At 64.6% G+C, this 17,390-nt stretch carries 17 protein-coding genes and 1 tRNA gene; 5 read left to right on the top strand and 13 right to left on the bottom strand.

Annotation, left to right across the window (positions count from 1 at the left end; translation table 11 throughout):
• Positions 1-31: 31 nt before the first annotated feature.
• The 9 genes from ABDB81_RS19320 to ABDB81_RS19280 form a co-directional block, all read right to left on the bottom strand.
• Positions 32-376 carry a hypothetical protein gene (locus tag ABDB81_RS19320; RefSeq protein ID WP_137928439.1) on the bottom strand — a complete coding sequence of 115 codons (345 nt, stop codon included), beginning with the start codon at positions 374-376 and terminating at the stop codon, positions 32-34.
• Positions 377-756: 380 nt separating this feature from the next.
• Positions 757-1,170 carry a nucleoside diphosphate kinase regulator gene (rnk, locus tag ABDB81_RS19315; protein WP_346812938.1) on the bottom strand — a complete coding sequence of 138 codons (414 nt, stop codon included), beginning with the start codon at positions 1,168-1,170 and terminating at the stop codon, positions 757-759.
• A 124-nt stretch (positions 1,171-1,294) separates the two neighbouring features.
• Complete coding sequence (locus ABDB81_RS19310) at positions 1,295-1,432, bottom strand: hypothetical protein (protein WP_212745281.1); 138 nt, start codon at positions 1,430-1,432, stop codon at positions 1,295-1,297.
• Positions 1,433-1,562: 130 nt separating this feature from the next.
• The gene (locus tag ABDB81_RS19305) at positions 1,563-1,997 is read right to left on the bottom strand and encodes a Cd(II)/Pb(II)-responsive transcriptional regulator (RefSeq protein WP_137928437.1); all 435 of its coding nucleotides are present in this window, start codon (positions 1,995-1,997) and stop codon (positions 1,563-1,565) included.
• Between the two features lie 45 nt (positions 1,998-2,042).
• A complete protein-coding gene (gene speD, locus ABDB81_RS19300) occupies positions 2,043-2,438 on the bottom strand; it encodes an adenosylmethionine decarboxylase (RefSeq protein ID WP_137928436.1) in 396 nt (131 codons plus the stop codon).
• Between the two features lie 17 nt (positions 2,439-2,455).
• Positions 2,456-2,605, bottom strand: coding sequence for a hypothetical protein (locus ABDB81_RS19295; protein ID WP_202126706.1), 150 nt, complete (start codon positions 2,603-2,605; stop codon positions 2,456-2,458).
• 14 nt (positions 2,606-2,619) lie between these two features.
• Positions 2,620-4,155, bottom strand: a complete 1,536-nt coding sequence (locus tag ABDB81_RS19290; RefSeq protein WP_346812937.1) for a DUF4178 domain-containing protein — start codon at positions 4,153-4,155, stop codon at positions 2,620-2,622.
• Between the two features lie 6 nt (positions 4,156-4,161).
• Positions 4,162-5,208: an SPFH domain-containing protein gene (locus ABDB81_RS19285; RefSeq protein ID WP_137928434.1), complete on the bottom strand. Its 1,047-nt coding sequence runs from the start codon at positions 5,206-5,208 to the stop codon at positions 4,162-4,164.
• 34 nt (positions 5,209-5,242) lie between these two features.
• Positions 5,243-5,629 (bottom strand): DUF350 domain-containing protein, encoded by a 387-nt coding sequence (locus tag ABDB81_RS19280; protein WP_137928433.1) that lies wholly within the window; start codon positions 5,627-5,629, stop codon positions 5,243-5,245.
• Between the two features lie 137 nt (positions 5,630-5,766).
• On the opposite strand from ABDB81_RS19280, the gene ABDB81_RS19275 reads away from it, so the two are divergent.
• The 4 genes from ABDB81_RS19275 to htpX all read left to right on the top strand — a co-directional run bounded on the left by ABDB81_RS19275 (position 5,767) and on the right by htpX (position 10,432).
• Complete coding sequence (locus ABDB81_RS19275; protein WP_346812936.1) at positions 5,767-7,278, top strand: polyamine aminopropyltransferase; 1,512 nt, start codon at positions 5,767-5,769, stop codon at positions 7,276-7,278.
• 18 nt (positions 7,279-7,296) lie between these two features.
• Positions 7,297-8,976, top strand: a complete 1,680-nt coding sequence (locus ABDB81_RS19270; protein WP_346812935.1) for an FAD-dependent oxidoreductase — start codon at positions 7,297-7,299, stop codon at positions 8,974-8,976.
• Positions 8,977-9,082: 106 nt separating this feature from the next.
• Positions 9,083-9,451 (top strand): hypothetical protein, encoded by a 369-nt coding sequence (locus tag ABDB81_RS19265; protein ID WP_346812934.1) that lies wholly within the window; start codon positions 9,083-9,085, stop codon positions 9,449-9,451.
• Between the two features lie 102 nt (positions 9,452-9,553).
• Positions 9,554-10,432 (top strand): protease HtpX, encoded by an 879-nt coding sequence (gene htpX / locus ABDB81_RS19260; protein ID WP_137928430.1) that lies wholly within the window; start codon positions 9,554-9,556, stop codon positions 10,430-10,432.
• A 161-nt stretch (positions 10,433-10,593) separates the two neighbouring features.
• On the opposite strand, the gene ABDB81_RS19255 is transcribed toward htpX, so the two are convergent.
• The 4 genes from ABDB81_RS19255 to ABDB81_RS19240 all read right to left on the bottom strand — a co-directional run bounded on the left by ABDB81_RS19255 (position 10,594) and on the right by ABDB81_RS19240 (position 16,171).
• Positions 10,594-13,788: a cytochrome P450 gene (locus ABDB81_RS19255; protein ID WP_346812933.1), complete on the bottom strand. Its 3,195-nt coding sequence runs from the start codon at positions 13,786-13,788 to the stop codon at positions 10,594-10,596.
• A 150-nt stretch (positions 13,789-13,938) separates the two neighbouring features.
• On the bottom strand, positions 13,939-14,343 hold the full coding sequence (gene arfB / locus ABDB81_RS19250) for an alternative ribosome rescue aminoacyl-tRNA hydrolase ArfB (protein WP_137927957.1): 405 nt from the start codon (positions 14,341-14,343) through the stop codon (positions 13,939-13,941).
• Positions 14,344-14,398: 55 nt separating this feature from the next.
• Entirely contained in the window at positions 14,399-15,775 is a 1,377-nt protein-coding gene (locus ABDB81_RS19245; protein WP_346812932.1) for a methyl-accepting chemotaxis protein, read from the bottom strand.
• A gap of 320 nt (positions 15,776-16,095) precedes the next feature.
• Positions 16,096-16,171, bottom strand: a tRNA-Arg gene (locus ABDB81_RS19240).
• 324 nt (positions 16,172-16,495) lie between these two features.
• Between ABDB81_RS19240 and ABDB81_RS19235 the strand changes: the two genes are divergently transcribed.
• Positions 16,496-17,383, top strand: a complete 888-nt coding sequence (locus ABDB81_RS19235; RefSeq protein WP_346812931.1) for a c-type cytochrome — start codon at positions 16,496-16,498, stop codon at positions 17,381-17,383.
• The last annotated feature ends 7 nt before the right edge of the window (positions 17,384-17,390 follow it).

Raw genomic sequence — 17,390 nt, 5'->3', positions numbered from 1 at the left:
GCGGGTCGCCGATTTGCTTTCTGCTGGGCTATCAAACCTTGTAGCCGTACAGATCGCCATTGCGCGAGTTGTCGAGCGCCGATCCGGAGATCTCGCCGCTGAATGCGCGCGAGCCTTCGCTGTAGCTGTCGAACTTGCCTTGCCGGGCGCCTTCGCTGAAGGTATCGAACTTGCCCTGACGGGCACCGTCCGTGAAGGTATCGTACTTGCCGATCTTCGATCCTTCGCTGAACGTGTCGAACTTGCCGGTGCGCGCGGCGTCGGCATACACGTCGAACTTGCCCACCTTCTTGGTGGCGGCGGGTGCGGCAAATGCGGTCGACGCGGCAAACACGGCGAGCAGCAGGGCACCGCCAAGGGTACGTCTGGCGTTCATCTGGGACTCCTTCAACTGATTCACTACTTTTTTATGGTCACTGCCGACAACTTGCCCGATGCGCTATCTATGTAGCGATGCGAGCACGGACTGAAGGTTAGTGGGTAGTAGATCAGCGAGAAATACCGCTGCGACGAATGGTGCGTTGCAAGCCGTGAAACGACGGGGTCGGGAGACGAGCGGGTGCTACCGGAGGGTAGGTTTGGAAGGGCTATCTGTGTTTTGCTCCCCTCTCCCGCACGGCGGGAGAGGGACGGGGGTGAGGGCTGGACTTTCAAGCTGCGATCAGGCATCTCGGTGTGCGAGCGCTTGCCCTCACCCCCAGCCCCTCTCCCACGTTGTGGGAGAGGGGAGAAACCAGCAGTGGGGAGATGCGATGTCTACAACGTGTACTGCCCACTAGCCTCCGGCTGAAACGCAATATCCACAATCGTCACGCGCTGCGCCATACCATTCGGCAACCGGTAATCCACCGTCTTCCCGGCGCGCGCACCCAGCAACGCCTGGCCAATCGGCGACAGCACGGACAAACGTCCCGCCGCCAGATCCGCATCGTCGGGGTAAGCCAGTGTCCACTCACGTGGCTGGGCATCACCCTCCAGCGTGCAGACCACGCGCGAGTTCATCGTCACAACGTCGCGAGGGATGGCATCGGGCGTGACGATGGCGGCGCGCTCCAGCAGTGCGTCGAGCATTTCATCGAGCTCGGCGGTGCCGGCGCGGCTGGCAATGGCTTCCAGGCGCGTGACGTCGAGTTCGGTCAGGTACAGCGTAGGTGCTTTGGTCTTTGCCATGGCAATGCCTCTCGCAAAAGCGGCGCCGGCGCAGCAAGTCTGCCCGGCAGGCCGTGGATGAATCGATAGGGAGAACGCGGTGCTGCGGCCCGGTTCGGCACCGGACCCTAAGCGGCGGGGTCAGTCAGGCCGGGAACCGGGCGGGATCAAGCGGGGCGTTGATCCGGCGGGTCTGGGTGATGGGCTGCATCATCAGACGTGCGCGCACCGGTCGCGCGGAGCGGACCATGGCAAGTGCGGCGAACGAAAGACGACGAGGCATCGTGAGAATTTTCTGAATTAGTTGAAGCAGGAAAAGCCGCTGCGCGTGGTGTCAGCGCAACGCGAACGGCCATGCTAGCACAGGCCCGTGCCGAGGGGCTCCCGGAAATAGCGGGGAAAACCTCAGCCGCTCAGTGGCGCGGGTGGCATTCGCATGCGGCGCCTTCGGCCGCCTGCTGCAGGTTCTGCAGGATGCCGCACTCACTGGCCGGATGAGGATTCGGGTTCTCGCACGTATGGCGCAGCGCGCGCAACTGGGTCTCCAGCGCCTCCAGTGCCACGCGCTGGGCGTGGATCTGATCGATCTGACGGTCGAGCAACGTGTCGATATCGTCGCAGGCCAGCGACGGATTACGCTGGAAATCCCGCAGCCGCCGCACATCGGCCAGGCTCATCCCCAGCGAACGGCAGTGGCGCACGAAATTGAGTTGCACGAGGTGCGGATCGCCATAGCGGCGATACCCGTTGTCTTCGCGGGCAGGTGCGTCCAGCAGCCCTTCCCGCTCGTAGTACCGGATGGTTTCCACGTCGCAGCCGCTGTGGCGCGACAGTTCGCCGATGCGCATATCCAGACCTCCATCCCTGTAGTTGTTACAGGGTTAGCCGCCAGTCTAGACCGGTTGCGCAGGCCGTGCAAAACCCGGACCGCGCGCATGGTCTCGCACCTGCCAATGCACGGGCCGCAGCATGTCGACAATGACATCGACACCGAGGGCGGGCTGCGCCGTGCCGCACATGAAGATATCCACCGCCGCGTAACCGTACTCCGGCCACGTATGGATGCTGATATGGGACTCCTTCAGCAGCAGTACCCCCGTCACGCCGAGACCGGGACCGAAGTGATGGAGCCGCGCATCCACCACCGTGGCGCCGGCCGCATGCGCCGCATCGCGCAGGACACGCTCGATGTGTACCGCATCGGTCAGCGCAGCCGCAAGTACGCCCTGCATGTCGAGCAGCAGGTGCTGGCCGAGCATGGGCGGGCAGATCAGTGTGGGCGCATTCATCGCGTATCGATCGCAGATTACTTGTGACCACCGCCGCCGGACGACCAGCCGCCGCCGGAACTGCCCCAGCTTCGGCTGCCCGATGACGATCCGCTCGTGGACCCTATCGTGTAGAACGTGACGCCGAACAGGATGATGATTCCGTAGACCAGAAACAGGAAACGCAAGTCAGCCCCTCTTTTTAATCGTCATCGTCATCCGCATCGGCATTGCCCCCAGACATGGAGGCAGCCACCCAGATCGGCGCCCACAGTAACAGCGTGCCGACAATCAGCGCGGCGAAGCTGGCCCGACCAAACAGCGCCAGCGGTCCATTCAGCAGCCACATGATGATGGCAACGCCCCAGGCCACCTTGCGGAAGTAAGCCAGGTCGCCGGTCTGCGCGGCGGCGCGCGGTGTGTCCTTGAGTGATTTCGCGGCGGCCAGCGCCTTGTTGCCCTTGAACCATTCCGCCACCTGCGTGCGGCTGACCGTGGTGGAGCGCGTCCACACGATCTCGGTTTCCGAGGCTTCGCGCGTCAGTCGGCGCACCGGCGGACCGAACTCGGTCAGCATCGTGGCGTCGCCGGCCTGCACACGCCAGTTGAACGTGCCCGCTGCGTACAGCACCGTGCTGCGGTAGTGGAAGCCGCGCTCGTACTTCTGTCCGCCGAGCTTCACCGATGCCGGCAACGATGTGCCCGGCCATTCGTCGAGCACCTGCACGCGGTCCCAGCCCGCATCCTGCTCGACGAGCCAGATAAAGCCAGACTGTTCGTTGAACAGCAGGTACTCGATCCACGTGGACGATTCGTCTTCGTCATCGTCCACGCACTGCAGCAGGCCCAGCACTGTGTACGGTTTGCCGTCGATGGTGCCGACCTCGCCGGGCGTCAGGCTCGTCTGTAATGCCTCGATCTCGGCGTGTTTCTCCAGCACGATGGCGGTCGACGTGGTGCAGTCCACCTCGCTATGGCAACTCGGACACACCACGAAGTTCGCCACGCCCATGCGCCAGCTGATCGGGCTCCCGCAGTTGGGGCAGGACAGTGGTACGGCCTTGCCGCGATAGCGGTCGGCGGTACGGCCGATGGCATCGGCCTCACGCAGGAACTGGGCCTTCAATTGCGGCAACATCACCGCCTGGCCCGTGTACACGGCAGGCGGATAGCCATCCGCGTAGTCGAGCGTCAGGAATTTGTCGGCGACCCGGAAGTCCGCCACCTGGGCCGTCCATCCGGATGCCACCTGGAACGGCAGTTCGCCCTCGCCACCCGTGCAGCGTGCGGTGCGCACGTCGCTGGCCTCGAAACGATGGTTGCCATAGAACAGATGCGTGCCGGGACGCAGCGCATCGAAACGCGGCATTTTGCTGACCGATGCACGCTTCGCCTCGTCGTCCGGTACGCGTCGCGTGAGCATGTACTGGCCCGACGCATCGGCCAGCCAGCCGTCCGTACCATCGTCGAACAGCACGTACCACTCGTTCCACAGCCCCGCGTCGTAGCGCAACTGGATGCGGCCCACCAGCGTGAAGCCCTGCCCCTGCCACGTACCGCTGGTGTGGATCTGCAGCGGCGTGTAGTCCTCCAGCACGGCGGACATCTTGCCGATGTCGCGCACCTGGTCGGCCTCGCGCAGCAAGGTGCTCTTGCAGTACTCGCAGACCGCCATGACGGCGGCGGACGAACGAAAGCTGACCTCCGCGCCGCAGCCCGGACAGTTGACCGTTTGCATGCAGGCTTAGCCGATCAGCTTCTTCAGGATCTCAGCCTTGGCCGTATCGAACTCCGCCTGCGAGATCAGGCTCTTGTCGAGCAACTCCTTGAGCTTCTGCAGGCGCGCGGCGGGGTCATCGGCAGCGGGTGCAGCAGCCGATGCAGCAGCCACAGGCGGAACCGCAGGCGCGGGTACGCCGGGTGCGCCGGCCACACCGCCAACCAGGCCACCCGCCATGGCCTGGCCCATCACCGCACCGGCCGCGAGTCCAGCGCCAATGCCGGCGATACCACCTTCGTTCTGCGCCGCGAGCGGGATCGAGCTGGCCACCTGGTACTGCGTGTACTTGGCCATATCGCCCATCATGCCCATCGAGATCCGCGTGTCGATGGCCTTCTGCAATTCCTCCGGCAGCGACACGTTGGTCACGGCGAAGTTGTCGAGCGCCACGCCGTAGCGCGCGAACTCTGGCACCAGTTTCTCGCGGATGGTCTGCGCCATCAGCGGCTGGTTGGCGGCCATGTCGAGGAACGGGATCGACGACGCGCCCAGCGTGCCGGTCATCGTCGCAATCAGCAGGTTGCGCAGTTGCTCCTCCACCTCGTCACGCGTGTACTCGGCGCGCGTGCCGCTGATTTCGGTATAGAACAGCTTTGGATCGACGATCTTGTACGAGTACAGCCCAAACGCGCGCAGCCGCACCATGCCGAAGTCTGCATCGCGGATCGTGATCGGCTGGGCCGTGCCCCACTTGCGACCGATCTGGAGCCGCGTGCTGAAGAAGTAGACGTCGGACTTGAAGGGCGACTCGAACAGCTTGTCCCAGTTCTTCAGGTACGTGAGCACCGGCAGCGTCTGGGTGGTCAGCTTGTACATGCCCGGCCCGAACACGTCCGCGATCTTGCCTTCGTTGACGAAGACCGCCATCTGGCTCTCGCGCACGGTCAGGCTGCCGCCGTACTGGATTTCCATGTCCTCCATCGGATGGCGCCACGCCAGCACGCCGTCTGTATCCTCCGTCCACTGGAGGATGTCGATGAACTGCTTCTTGATGAATGACCCGATGCTCATGGCTGCGCCTCGCTAAAGGGAAGGTTGCGGCGGTTCAGGACAGGCAGGCGGCGTTGAGCACGCCGACCGATACCGACATCGTGCCCATGAGCCCGCCCATGGCGATGTTGTTCGATTCGATGGCCGCGTCCATGTCGGGCAGCGCGCGGGCCAGCGCGGCATAGACCACGGCCTGCGCGAGCATCGCGCCGAACGACCAGACCAGGAACATCAGGAACGTGTCGTTGTGCTGGATGCTCGATGACAGCGTGAAGCAGAATCCAAGCACGCTGCCACCCAGTGACAACGCCGCCGCGATGTTGCCCTGGCGGATCAGCGTGAACTCGTGGAACGGGGTGATCCTGGTGTAGACTCCGACGAACACTACCAGCAGCACAAGGCTTGCCAGCAGGTGCTCCGCGTAGGCGTAGATGGGTTGCATGTCCGGGTTGTCCGTATCGTGCTGCTGCCGCAGGAAGTTGCGGCAAAGTATATCCGCAGTCCCATTTCTTCCACTACCAATTCCGTGACAATCTGGGCGTGTGTTGCGCGCCCGCCGACCCCTTGCGACCGCCTTCCATGCGCGACCGTACCCTTGTCCTGTCGGTGTTGATCGTAGCCTCCTGCGGGCTGGGCTACGAACTGATCGCCGGCGCATTGTCCAGCTACTTGCTGGGCGATTCCATCCTCCAGTTCTCTTCCATCATAGGCTGCTACCTGTTCGCCATGGGCGTGGGGTCGTGGCTGTCGCGCTATGTGAAAGACGAGGATGTCCTCACGCGATTCATCGATATCGAGATCCTCGTCGGGCTACTTGGCGGCATCTCGGCGGCGCTGCTGTTCGTGGTGTTCGCGTGGCTGTCGGCACCGTTCCGCACCGCGCTCTACGCGCTGGTGTTCGTGATCGGCGTGCTGGTGGGCATGGAGATTCCACTCGTCATGCGCATCCTCAACGCGCGCAAGGCGCAGTTCAGCGATCTGGTCAGCCGCGTGCTCACGTTCGACTATCTCGGCGCGCTGGCGGTATCGCTCGTGTTCCCGCTGGTGCTGGCGCCCCGGCTCGGGCTGTCGCGCACGGGATTCCTGTTCGGCATGCTCAACGTGGGCGTGGCGCTGTTCACGCTGCATATCTTCCGCAACGAAATTTCGCGCGTGGTCATGCGGGCGATGCGCGCCGGCATCGTGCTGGCGGTGCTGACTGCCGGGTTCATTGGCTCCACGCAACTGACGCAATGGGCCGAGCGCGGACAGTTCGGCGACGAGATCATCCACAGCGAAAGCACGCCGTACCAGCGGCTGGTGATCACGCGCTGGAAGGACGACCTGCGCCTGTACATCAATGGCAATCTGCAGTTCTCCTCGCGCGATGAACACCGCTATCACGAAGCGCTGGTGCATCCGGTGCTACAGGCGCTGCCCTGGGCACGGCGCGTGCTGGTGATCGGTGGCGGCGACGGGCTGGCGATGCGCGAAATCCTCAAGTATCCGCATATCGAACATGCCACGCTGGTCGACCTCGATCCGGCGATGACCACGTTATTCTCGCGGAGCGAACCGCTGCGCGCGCTGAACCAGGGCTCGCTCACCGACAAGCGCGTGACCATCGTCAACGCCGATGCCGCGCAGTGGCTGGAGACCAACCGCGAGAGTTTCGACGCGATCATCGTCGACCTGCCCGACCCGTCGAACTTCGGCCTCGGCAAGCTCTACTCCGTGCCGATGTATCGCCTGCTATCGCGCCATCTGGCCGAGAAGGGTTACGCGGTGGTGCAATCCACCTCGCCCTACTACGCCCCGCGCTCGTTCTGGGATATCGACGCCACGCTGCGCGAAGCCGGCCTGCATACCTGGCCGTATCACACCTATGTGCCGTCGTTCGGCGAGTGGGGCTTCATCCTGGCCGGCAAGCGCGACGACTACACGCCGCCCACGCGCTATGACGTGCCGATGAAGTTTCTCGATGCCGCCAGCACCGCGCTGATGTTCAGCTCCCCCGCCGATATGGCGCCGCGCCAGGGTAATGCCAACCGGCTCAACGAGCAGACGCTGGTCCACGATTTCGAGAAGGACTGGCGCAATGTCATTCGATAGCGTGACGCGCATCGCAGCATGGATCGACGACGTTTCCTGATCGCAGCATCCACGGCTGCATTGGCAGGTTGCGAGCGGCTCGGCGATGAAGCCTCGCGCTTCCTTGCGGGCGTGGGGCTGCGCGAACCCGAGCCGCTCGTGCTGCGTCCCGGCATGGCGGAAGGTCACGCGCTGCGCGACATGCGCAACATACGCGAATGGCCCGCGCCCGATAGCGAGCAACGCGTGGACGTGGCGATTCTCGGCAGTGGCATCGGTGGGGTGTCGGCAGCGTGGCAGTTGTCGCGCGCCGGCCATCGCAACTTCATCATGCTCGATGGTCCCGAGTTCGGCGGCAATGCTGCGGGCGGAAACTTTGGCGAGATCGGCTTTCCGCGCGGTGCACATTACCTGCCGCTGCCTTCCGCCGAATCGACCCATGTGCGCGAGATGCTGGCAGACCTCGGCGTCATCGAGCGCGATCCCTTCGATGCACGACCACGCTTCGACGAACGCTTTGTCGTCCACGCGCCTGAGGAACGACTGTATTTCGAAGGCGCGTGGCACGATGGCCTGCTGCCCGATAGCGATACCTTCCACAATCAGCACACGCGTTTTCTCGCTCGCATCGATGCGTTGCGCACGACGACGGGCACAGATGGCCGCAAGGTGTTCGCGATCCCGCTAGCCGAGTCGTCGCGTGATCCTGCGTGGCGCGCACTCGATCGGCAGACCTTCCGGACATGGCTGGACGCCGAAGGTTTTACGGCACCTACGCTGCACTGGTATGCGGACTACTGCTGCCGCGATGACTACGGCGCGGGTTCGGACGTCGTGTCGGCCTGGGCGGGCCTGCACTACTTTGCGAGCCGGGGCGGCCATGCGAGCAATGCCACCGATGGCGCCGTGCTGACCTACCCCGATGGGCTGCACGGACTTGTCACGCGGCTTGTGACGAAGATCGACCGCCGCGTGGGCCAGCAACGGCCCTGGCGACAACCGGGCATGGCCGTTCGCATCGAGCCGGATGGCAAAGGCGTGCGCGTGCTGACCGTGCAATGGCCGGATGGCATCACCCAGCCGCCGAGACTGCGCCACATCCGCGCACGCCGCGTGATCTGCGCGATGCCGCTTCACGTGGCCGCACGCATCATGCCGCTGGGCCCGCTCGGCTTCGATCCCGCCGTGCATCTGCAGCATCACGCGCCGTGGCTGGTGTCGTCGTTTCGCTTGCGCGGCTTTCCGCAGGAAGCGGCGGGTGTGCCGCTGGCCTGGGACAACGTCGTGCATGGATCGCGCGGACTGGGCTATGTGGTCGCCACCCATCAATGGATCAGGCAAGCCCGTCCGGCGCAGACTGCTTTCACCGCGTATTGTCCGCTCGATGCTGCGGCAGGCGTACCGGCTGGTGCCGATCCCGATAACGTGCGCCGCTGGCTGGCCGACGCCTCGCCCGCAGCGCTGATGGAGATCGCCAGCGCCGATCTGCGTCACGTCTATGACCGCGAGTTCTGGCGCCATGCCGATGCCGTGGAGATTACCGCACGCGGCCACGCGATGGCCACGCCGGTACCCGGCTTCCTTGGCAACCCCGGCCTTGCCGCGTTGCGTGCGGCGGATGGTCCGGTGCTGTTCGCGCATGCCGATCTGTCCGGGCTGTCGGTCTTCGAGGAAGCCGCGTGGTGGGGCACGCGGGCGGCACTTCATGTCGTCGGGTGATCGGTCGGATAGATAAGCCGCGTAGCTCGGGGCGCACCCTGCGCACCGGTTCGCCATCCTGTAGAATCGACAGCAACATTTTCTGTCTCCTGCGTCACCCGCCCCCGTGCAACCGCTTCGCTTCCTGTTGATGATCGTGCTGCTTGCCTTCCTGCCCCTGCAGGCATGGGCCGGCATTGGCATGTCGGCATCGGCCAGCGGCATCGACATGGTGCAACCCGCGCCGCTCGCGCAAGCGAACTTCGCGGTGGCGGCTGATCAGGCCGACCTCGCCGCGCCTCTTGCGCCCGATTCTTCCTATCCCTCGGATACCGCCGAACCGACGCCACCCGGCGCCGATTTTGCCGAGCAGTTGCTGCCCGCGCCCGTGCCGCGCGTGATGGCCTCTGCTGCACGCGGCACCGTGCCCCGCTACGCGGTGGCGCGATTGCCCGATCCCGACCTGCCTCTGCTGCCGCGCCCACCGCGCGGCTGACCCCGTTTCGCGCGGAGTCTCTTCCGCGCCCTTACGTTGCATGGCACGCTACCCGTGCCGTGCGCGCTTGCGGCCCCGCCGCGTCTTGTTATCCCCACATCCATGAAACGAATATTCCTGTTCCTGGCGACCAACCTCGCCGTCATGCTCGTCCTCAGCTTCACGGCCAGCCTGCTGGGCGTGAACCGCTTCCTGACTTCCAACGGACTGAATCTCGGCACCCTGCTGGCGTTTGCCGCGCTGATGGGCTTCGGCGGCTCGTTCATCTCGCTGCTGATGTCCAAGACCATCGCCAAGTGGTCTACGGGTGCGCAGGTCATCACGCATCCGAGCACCAGCACCGAGCTGTGGCTTGTGCAGACCGTGCAGAAGCTCGCCACGCGCGCCAACCTGCCAATGCCTGAAGTGGCAATCTACGATGGCGAGCCCAACGCGTTTGCGACCGGTGCCTCGAAGAAGAACTCGCTCGTGGCGGTGTCCACCGGCCTGCTGCAATCGATGTCGCATGACGAGGTGGAGGCTGTGCTCGCGCACGAAGTGGCGCACATCGCCAATGGCGACATGGTCACGCTGACGCTGATCCAGGGCGTGGTGAACACGTTCGTGATCTTCATGGCACGCGTGGTGGGCTACTTCGTCGACTCGTGGCTGCGCCGCAACGACGAGGAGTCGAGCGGCCCCGGCATCGGCTACATGATCACCGTCGTGGTCTGCGAGATCGTGTTCGGTATCCTCGCCAGCATCATCGTCGCCGCGTTCTCGCGTCATCGCGAATACCGCGCCGATGCAGGCGCTGCGCAACTGATGGGCTCGCCGTCGCCGATGGTGTCCGCACTGCGTCGCCTCGGTGGTCTCGATGCCGATGGCCTGCCGCAGAACATGCAGGCGATGGGCATCTCGGGCGGCAAGTCGTGGCTGGCGCTGTTCTCGAGCCACCCGCCGATTGAAGCGCGGATCGCGGCGTTGCAGTCCGCCCGCTGATTTCGCGTTGGTGTTCTCCCCTCTCCCTCTGGGAGAGGGGTAGGGGAGAGGGCAAGCGGTGAAAATCGCGAGGTGTCGGCAAGCAGAACTTCTGGCCCTCTCCCCCAACCCCTCTCCCGCTCTGCGGGAGAGGGGAGCAAACCGACAGGGAAGCAATTACCTCAATTAAAAACATCCTGCCGATATCTCCCCCGCTCCACCATCCCCGCCAACCACGCCGACGCTTCATCGGCCGCCATCCCGCCCTGCTCCCCCGCTATCTCGATCAGCACCTTGCGTACCGCAGGCGCCATGCGTCGGCCATCGCCGCAGACATAGATCGTTGCACCGGCCTGAGCGCGTTGCCACACATCGGCACGCCGTTCCCACAGCAGATCCTGCACATAGCGCGCAGCACCCGGCACTACCGAGTACGCCGTGTGAATCTCCACCACACCCGCCTCGGCCCATCGTGCGAAGTCTTCCCGATAGAGCCAGTCATGCTCCGGGTGACGACATCCGAAATACAACTGCACCGGCGCGACCGTTGCGCCAGCCACCTGCTGTGCGGCGCGCTCTTCGATAAAGCCACGGAACGGCGCGATGCCAGTACCGGGTCCGATCAGCAGCATCGGCACTGACGGATCTGGCTGGGGTGCGAACGATGGATTCGGTGTGCGGATCGATGCGGCAATGCACGTACCGTTCGTCAGCCCTTGCAGCCATGTCGAGGCCACACCACGAAACTGTCCACGTCCCGACAGTGCCGGCGCCCACACCGTGCCCACGAGCAGCGTGGCGATATCGGGCGAAGCCAGCGGCGATGAGGCGATCGAATAGAAGCGCGGGCGCATCGGCACCGTGCAGGCCAGCAGTTGCGGCAATGTCAGCGAGATAGCCGGATGCGCGTCGAGTACATCGAGAATGCCGAGTCGGCGCGCAGCCACCTTTTCCGCATAGCCTTCGTCCGATGCGAGTTGTTCCAGCGACTGTCGCGTATGCGGACAGCGCGTGGCCTGCGCCAGTGCGCGCAGCGTCTGGCGCGACACCACATCCTGCAGTTCGATGAAATGCGTCAGCAACTGACGTAGCGGCAGCGCCTGCCCGACTGGCAATCCACGTCCACTCCCTTGCGGCGCAGACAGCGTGACGATGGCTTCGGGATCGAGGTCGAGCCGTTCGCATAGCGCGGTGACGAGTGCCGATTCGTTCTGCGGCCAGACAGCGAGGTGATCGCCCGTCTGATACGACACACCCGGCGGCAGTCGCAGCGTGATGCTGCGCGTGGAAGTACGTGGCGCTTCGATGGAGAAATCCCACAGTCCATCCGGTGCATCGATCAACTCGATGTTGTCGATCACCGTGAACGCCTGCGTCCCGGCCGGCAACGTCTCCGCACGAATCGCTGCAACGCTGCGCATCTGCACATCCACCGCGATGCCGCCGGCTTGCGCGCCATCGGCCTGCAATGCCTGCCACAGTTGCGCGAGCCACCGCTCGGCCGCCTGATCGAAATCGGCGTTGCCGTCGGCTTCTCCACGGCGCAACAGTGGCACTGCGCCAGCATCCGTGAAGAACTCGAACACGCGACGCGGAAACGCCTGATACGTGGCCCATTGCGAGTTACCGCAACCGAGCATCGCCAGCCGAATATCCTGCGCGCGATAGCCCGTCACGCCACCGGCATCGAGCATCGATTCGAACTTGCGCCCAGAGTCTGGCGCGCGGCCGTTGTACGTGGCGGCCACGACGACGACGAGTCCCGATGTCGGCAACGCATCCACCACATCGTCGAGATCGGCGAGCGTGCTGGCGAACCCTGCGGCGATCGCACCACCGTGAATCTGTTCGGCCAGTTCGCGCGCCGTGCCCAGGCTCGATGCACACAGCACGGTCATCGCCTGACCATTGCCACGCACCTCGGCCTGCGCCGTATCCGCGACGACAGACACCGCATGGCTCGTCACCATCCGTTCATGCGGACGACGACGGCGTGCGCGCAGCACAAGGTTGTCCGGTTTGATCGTCAGTGTTTCCTTGAGCCGGAACTGGTAGTCGTAGGGATCGTGGAAGACGAAGTTGCGCAGCATCAGCGCCAGCGCCAACTTGGCTTCCGTCAGTGCAAACTGCCGGCCGATGCACGCGCGTTCGCCGCTGCCGAAAGGCATATAGGCGTGCGGCGGCAACTTGGCTTCGCTCTCGGGCAGGAAGCGGTCGATATCGAATCGCTCGGGATGCGCCCACACTTTCGGATCGCGGTGCAGCGCCGTGAGCACCACCGAGATGCGTCGATCCTTGCGCAGCCGATAGCGCCCGCCGATGACCTCATCGGCAAACGGCGCCACCGCGAATGCCGGCGCAGTAGGCCACAGCCGCAGCGTCTCCTTGAGGATGCGATCGAGCACCGGCATGCGCGCGAGATCGGCATACACGGGCGGCGCGTCACCGGGCAGCACCGCATCCACTTCGGCATAGGCTTGCGCGAGCACGCCGGGGTTGCGCATCAGTTCGTACAGCGTGAACGTCAGCAGACCGCTCGTCGTCTCATGCCCGGCGATCAGGAACGTGATGACCTGGTTGCGGATGTTGGCGTCGTCGAGCCGCTGGTCGGTCTCGGGATCGCGCGCTTCCAGCATCAGGTTCAGCAGGTCCATGCCCGGCATCGGTGCCGCGCGACGCTGGCGGATCACATCGTCCACGAGGTTGCGCATGTACGCGGTATCGGCAGCAAACTGGCGATGCGCGCGGCCCATGAATCGATCCTGGATCGGCAGCCTGGTCAGCTTCTGCATCGCCTCTTCCAGCGCGCCGACCATGGCCACGATAAACGGATCGAGTTGCTCGCTCGCGAACGACTCGAAGTCATAGCCGAAGCCGGACAACGCGATGGTATCGAGCGTGAGCCGCGTCATGTCATCGGCCACGGCGATATCGGCGTCAGTGCCCTTGCGATCCCATTTCTCCACGAGCCGATTCGCCACACGCAACATCACGTCGAAGTACCCCTTCATCGCGCGCTGGCTGAAGGCCGGCATCAGGATGCGATGCGCGCACCCCCAGTTCGGCTCGTCGCTATGTGCGGTGAACAGGCCATCGCCGGCCATGTCGCGCAGATAGGACAGCGGCGGGCCGATGATCTTGCGGAAGCGCGCCGGATCGCACACATCTGCCGCGAGTTCCACGGACGACACGAACGGTACACGCCGCCCCGCAAAATCCAGTTCGAAGATGCCGTCGTGATGGCGGCTGCGCGCCAGCAGATGCTGCCCGATCTCGCCGGGCGTGATCTGGAAGAGATTGCCGACGATGGGCCAGCCGGGATCGCGCGGAATGGGTGCCAGCGTGACGTCCGGTGCGGCAGTGGTGACAGATGACATGGGGCGGCAGATGAGAGTCAGGGTCGGTCATGAAATCGGAAACCCGAGCATGCCTGCCTATGGGCGCGTTGTCCCAGCCCTCTGTCGTCCGTTTGAAATATTTGTTCGATTCAAACTGTCGATATATGGGAGGTGGTAGGGCGGTGGTCTCTAATCGATCACCTTGCCACGCAATGCCTTGACCTGTCCGCGCTGGACCTTGGCATCGACCCGGCGTACCCGCGAAGCACGCGTCGGCCGAGTGGCCCGACGAACGCGCGGTGGTGTGGCCACGCTCTGCACGAGTTCATGCAGCCGGCGCACCGCTTCCTCTCGGTTCATCTCAAGGCTCCGATGCTGCTGCGCCTTGATCACGATCACCCCATCGCGCGTGATGCGGTGGTCGTGCAGCGCCAGCAGGCGCTCCTTGTGGTCCTCCGCCAGCGACGACGCGCGCACGTCGTAGCGCAGATGCACCGCATTGGACACCTTGTTGATGTTCTGCCCGCCCGCGCCTTGGGCGCGGATCGCGGTGATCTCGTACTCGTGATGGGAAATGAACAGGTCTTCGGCCATGCGGCGCATCATAGCAATGCGCAGGGCCGAAGTGGCGTGTCCCTCATCCGCCGGCCTATGCGGGCCGTCCGTTGCCAAGCAGATGGAACTGGTCCACCACCGCATTGAGTCGCGACGCCTGGTCCTTCAGGCTCTCTGCCGCTGCGGCGCTTTCTTCCACGAGCGCCGCGTTCTGGCGCGTCATGCTATCGATCTGCGCCACGGCCTCGCCCACTTGCCCCATGCCGGCGGCCTGCTGATCGGTGGCGCTGGAGATGCTGCGGATCAGGTCATTGACGCGTCGCGCCTTGGCCACGATATCGCCCATGCCGCCATGCGCCGTGGCTACCTGCTGCCGGCCCTGCGCCACGCGCGCGCTGCTTTCGCCGATCAACTCGCGGATCTGGCGCGCAGCCGTCGAAGTCCGATGCGCCAATTGCTGCACCTCGGTGGCCACCACGGCAAACCCGCGCCCGCTCTCGCCGGACCGCGCCGCTTCCACCGAAGCATTGAGCGACAGGATGTGGGTCTGCAGCGCGATGCTGTCGATCAGCCCCGTGATTTCCGCGATGCGGTCCGCCGAGGCCGAGATGCCATCCATCGTCTCCACCACGCGCCCCACCGCCTCGCCGCCATCCACCACGGCATCCGAAGTCTCGCCTGCCAGTGAACTGGCCTCGCCCGCCGTCTGCGCGGCACTCTGCACCGCCGTGTGGATTTCCTGCATCGACGCCGAGGTCTGCTGCACGTCCCACGCCTGCCGCTCGGTCCGCGTGCTGAGATCCATGCTGCCGCTGGCGATCTCCGATGCGGCGTCTTCCACGGACATCGCCGCGGTGCGGACCTCGATCATCGCGGCTCCCATCCGTGTGATGGCCGCCTTCAGCGCCAGCGCTGTCGGCACACTGACCGCCACGCTTTCCACATCCAGGGAGATCCGATCGCCGCCATCGACTTGCGCCACCAGCGCCGACAACTCGGCACCTTCCACCGCCGCGCGTCGCAACTGCAGCGCCAGCACGATCTCGATCGCGGTCTGCACCACCACATAGATGGCATGCATCGACACCCGCGCAAAATCAGCTTCGCCCGTGCAATAGAACGGATAGCTCAACGCCTGCAGCCGATCGAACACCACGTGGTGCACCGCAAACAGCGCCGCCGCAAACACCAGCGGACGCCAGTCGCGATAGACCAGCAGCAGCCCCAGCAGCACGAACACGCCAAAGTGAAACTCGGTCAGTCCATGCGACAACTGGATATGCAGCACGACCATCGCCACGTTGGCGGCCACCAGCACATACCCGCTGAACTGCGTCCCACGCGCCATGAGGTAAGTCAGAGACCCCAGCACCACCAGAGCCCCGCCAGCACCAATCGCCAGCGTCAATGCGTAGTAATGCACCCCAATCGCCAATGCTGCCGCACCCGAGCACAGCAGTGTCGACAACATGACAAGATCCGCCCAGCGAGCAATCCCGCCCAACGCGGCCTGCCGGGAGGTGAGCGATGGTTGCGATACGAAAGATCCACCCCGCCCGGCACGCCCGGCAGGATATGCGACAGCAAACGACATGATTTCCCCGTTCCTTCAGAGTTCTGATGGCGCTCGCTCCAGCCAATTCACCCATCGCTGCGCTTGCGCTCGGGACGGTTAACGGGCGGAAATGGGGGAAGCTTGAGGAATCAACCGGACTGGCGTCGAGCGGACTGGAGGATGGCGCTGGGTCAGAACGACCTGGAGAAAACCTGGGGAATCAATCAGAAAAACCGTGGTGCGCCCGGCTGGGATCGAACCAGCAACCCCTGCCTTCGGAGGGCAGTACTCTATCCATTGAGCTACGGGCGCGATGTGTCTGGCTTGGCGTCGGACGGATGCCGGCGCCGGAAAGTCGCATAGGATACCCGACTTGGCAGTGGCCGTCCATGAGGGATGCGCCGATGGGTGTCGGGGGAGGGGTTATCACGGGTCTCTGAATCGCCGCTTTTGACACCTGCACCAAGGTCTTGGGTCTATAATCGGCAGCTATTTGCGTCGTAACAGAGACGTAGCGGGGCAGGAGATGGCCCCGGGCGCGATAGCCGACAGATTCACCCCCGAAACAGGGTCCAGACAAGCAAGCCGCCCCCAACGAGCTGTGCAAACGGTTTCCCGCAAAATCGAGAGTTCTGTATGAGTGACGTCCATCAAGAAAACGACCACCACGAGTCGCCAATCAAGACACCCAAGCAACTAGTCGCTGTTGTGATCGCCGCCTTCCTGGTGCCGATCATCGTCATCATCCTGTTAGTGAATTTTGTGGGCCATGGCACCCTCGAGGGCGCCGGCTCGACCCAGACTGCAGAAGCGGTCAATACCCGCATTGCCCCCGTCGCGTCGCTGGAAATCAAGGACCCCAGCGCGCCGCGCGTCTTCAAGACGGGCGAACAGGTCTACAAGGAAGTCTGCGCAGCCTGCCACGCCACCGGCGCTGCGGGCGCACCGAAGTTCGGCGTGGCCGGCGACTGGACCGCGCGCATCGGCCAAGGCTTCGACGGCCTGATGAAGGCCGTGGTCAACGGCAAGGGGGCGATGCCTCCGCGTGCCGGCACATCGCCGGACGATTTCAGCGACTACGAACTGGCTCGCGCCGTGGTCTACATGGCCGATGCTGGCGGCGCCAAATTCCCGGAACCCGCCGCACCGGCCCAGGGCGCACCCGCGCAAGCCGCTGCTTCCGCACCCGAGGCCCCTGCCGCCGCCGCGCCTGCTGCTGCCGCAGCCCCGGCCCCCGCTCCTGCCGCTGCCGCTGCCGCTCCGGCTGCCCCAGCCGCGGCTTCCGCCGAGGTTGGCAAGAAGGTCTACGAGCAAGTCTGTGCGGCCTGCCATGCCGCCGGCGTCGCCGGTGCACCCAAGTTCGGTGACAAGGCTGCCTGGGCGCCGCGCCTCAAGGAAGGCATGGATGTCGTGCACAACTATGCACTCAAGGGCAAGGGCATCATGCCGCCGAAGGGTGGCTATGCCGGCCCCGACGCAGACGTGATCGCTGCATCGGACTACATGGCGAACGCCGCCAAGTAATCCGCCG

The sequence above is a fragment of the Cupriavidus sp. DL-D2 genome, from assembly GCF_039710735.1.
GTDB lineage: Bacteria > Pseudomonadota > Gammaproteobacteria > Burkholderiales > Burkholderiaceae > Cupriavidus.
This window is presented reverse-complemented; position numbering and strand designations above follow the sequence as displayed.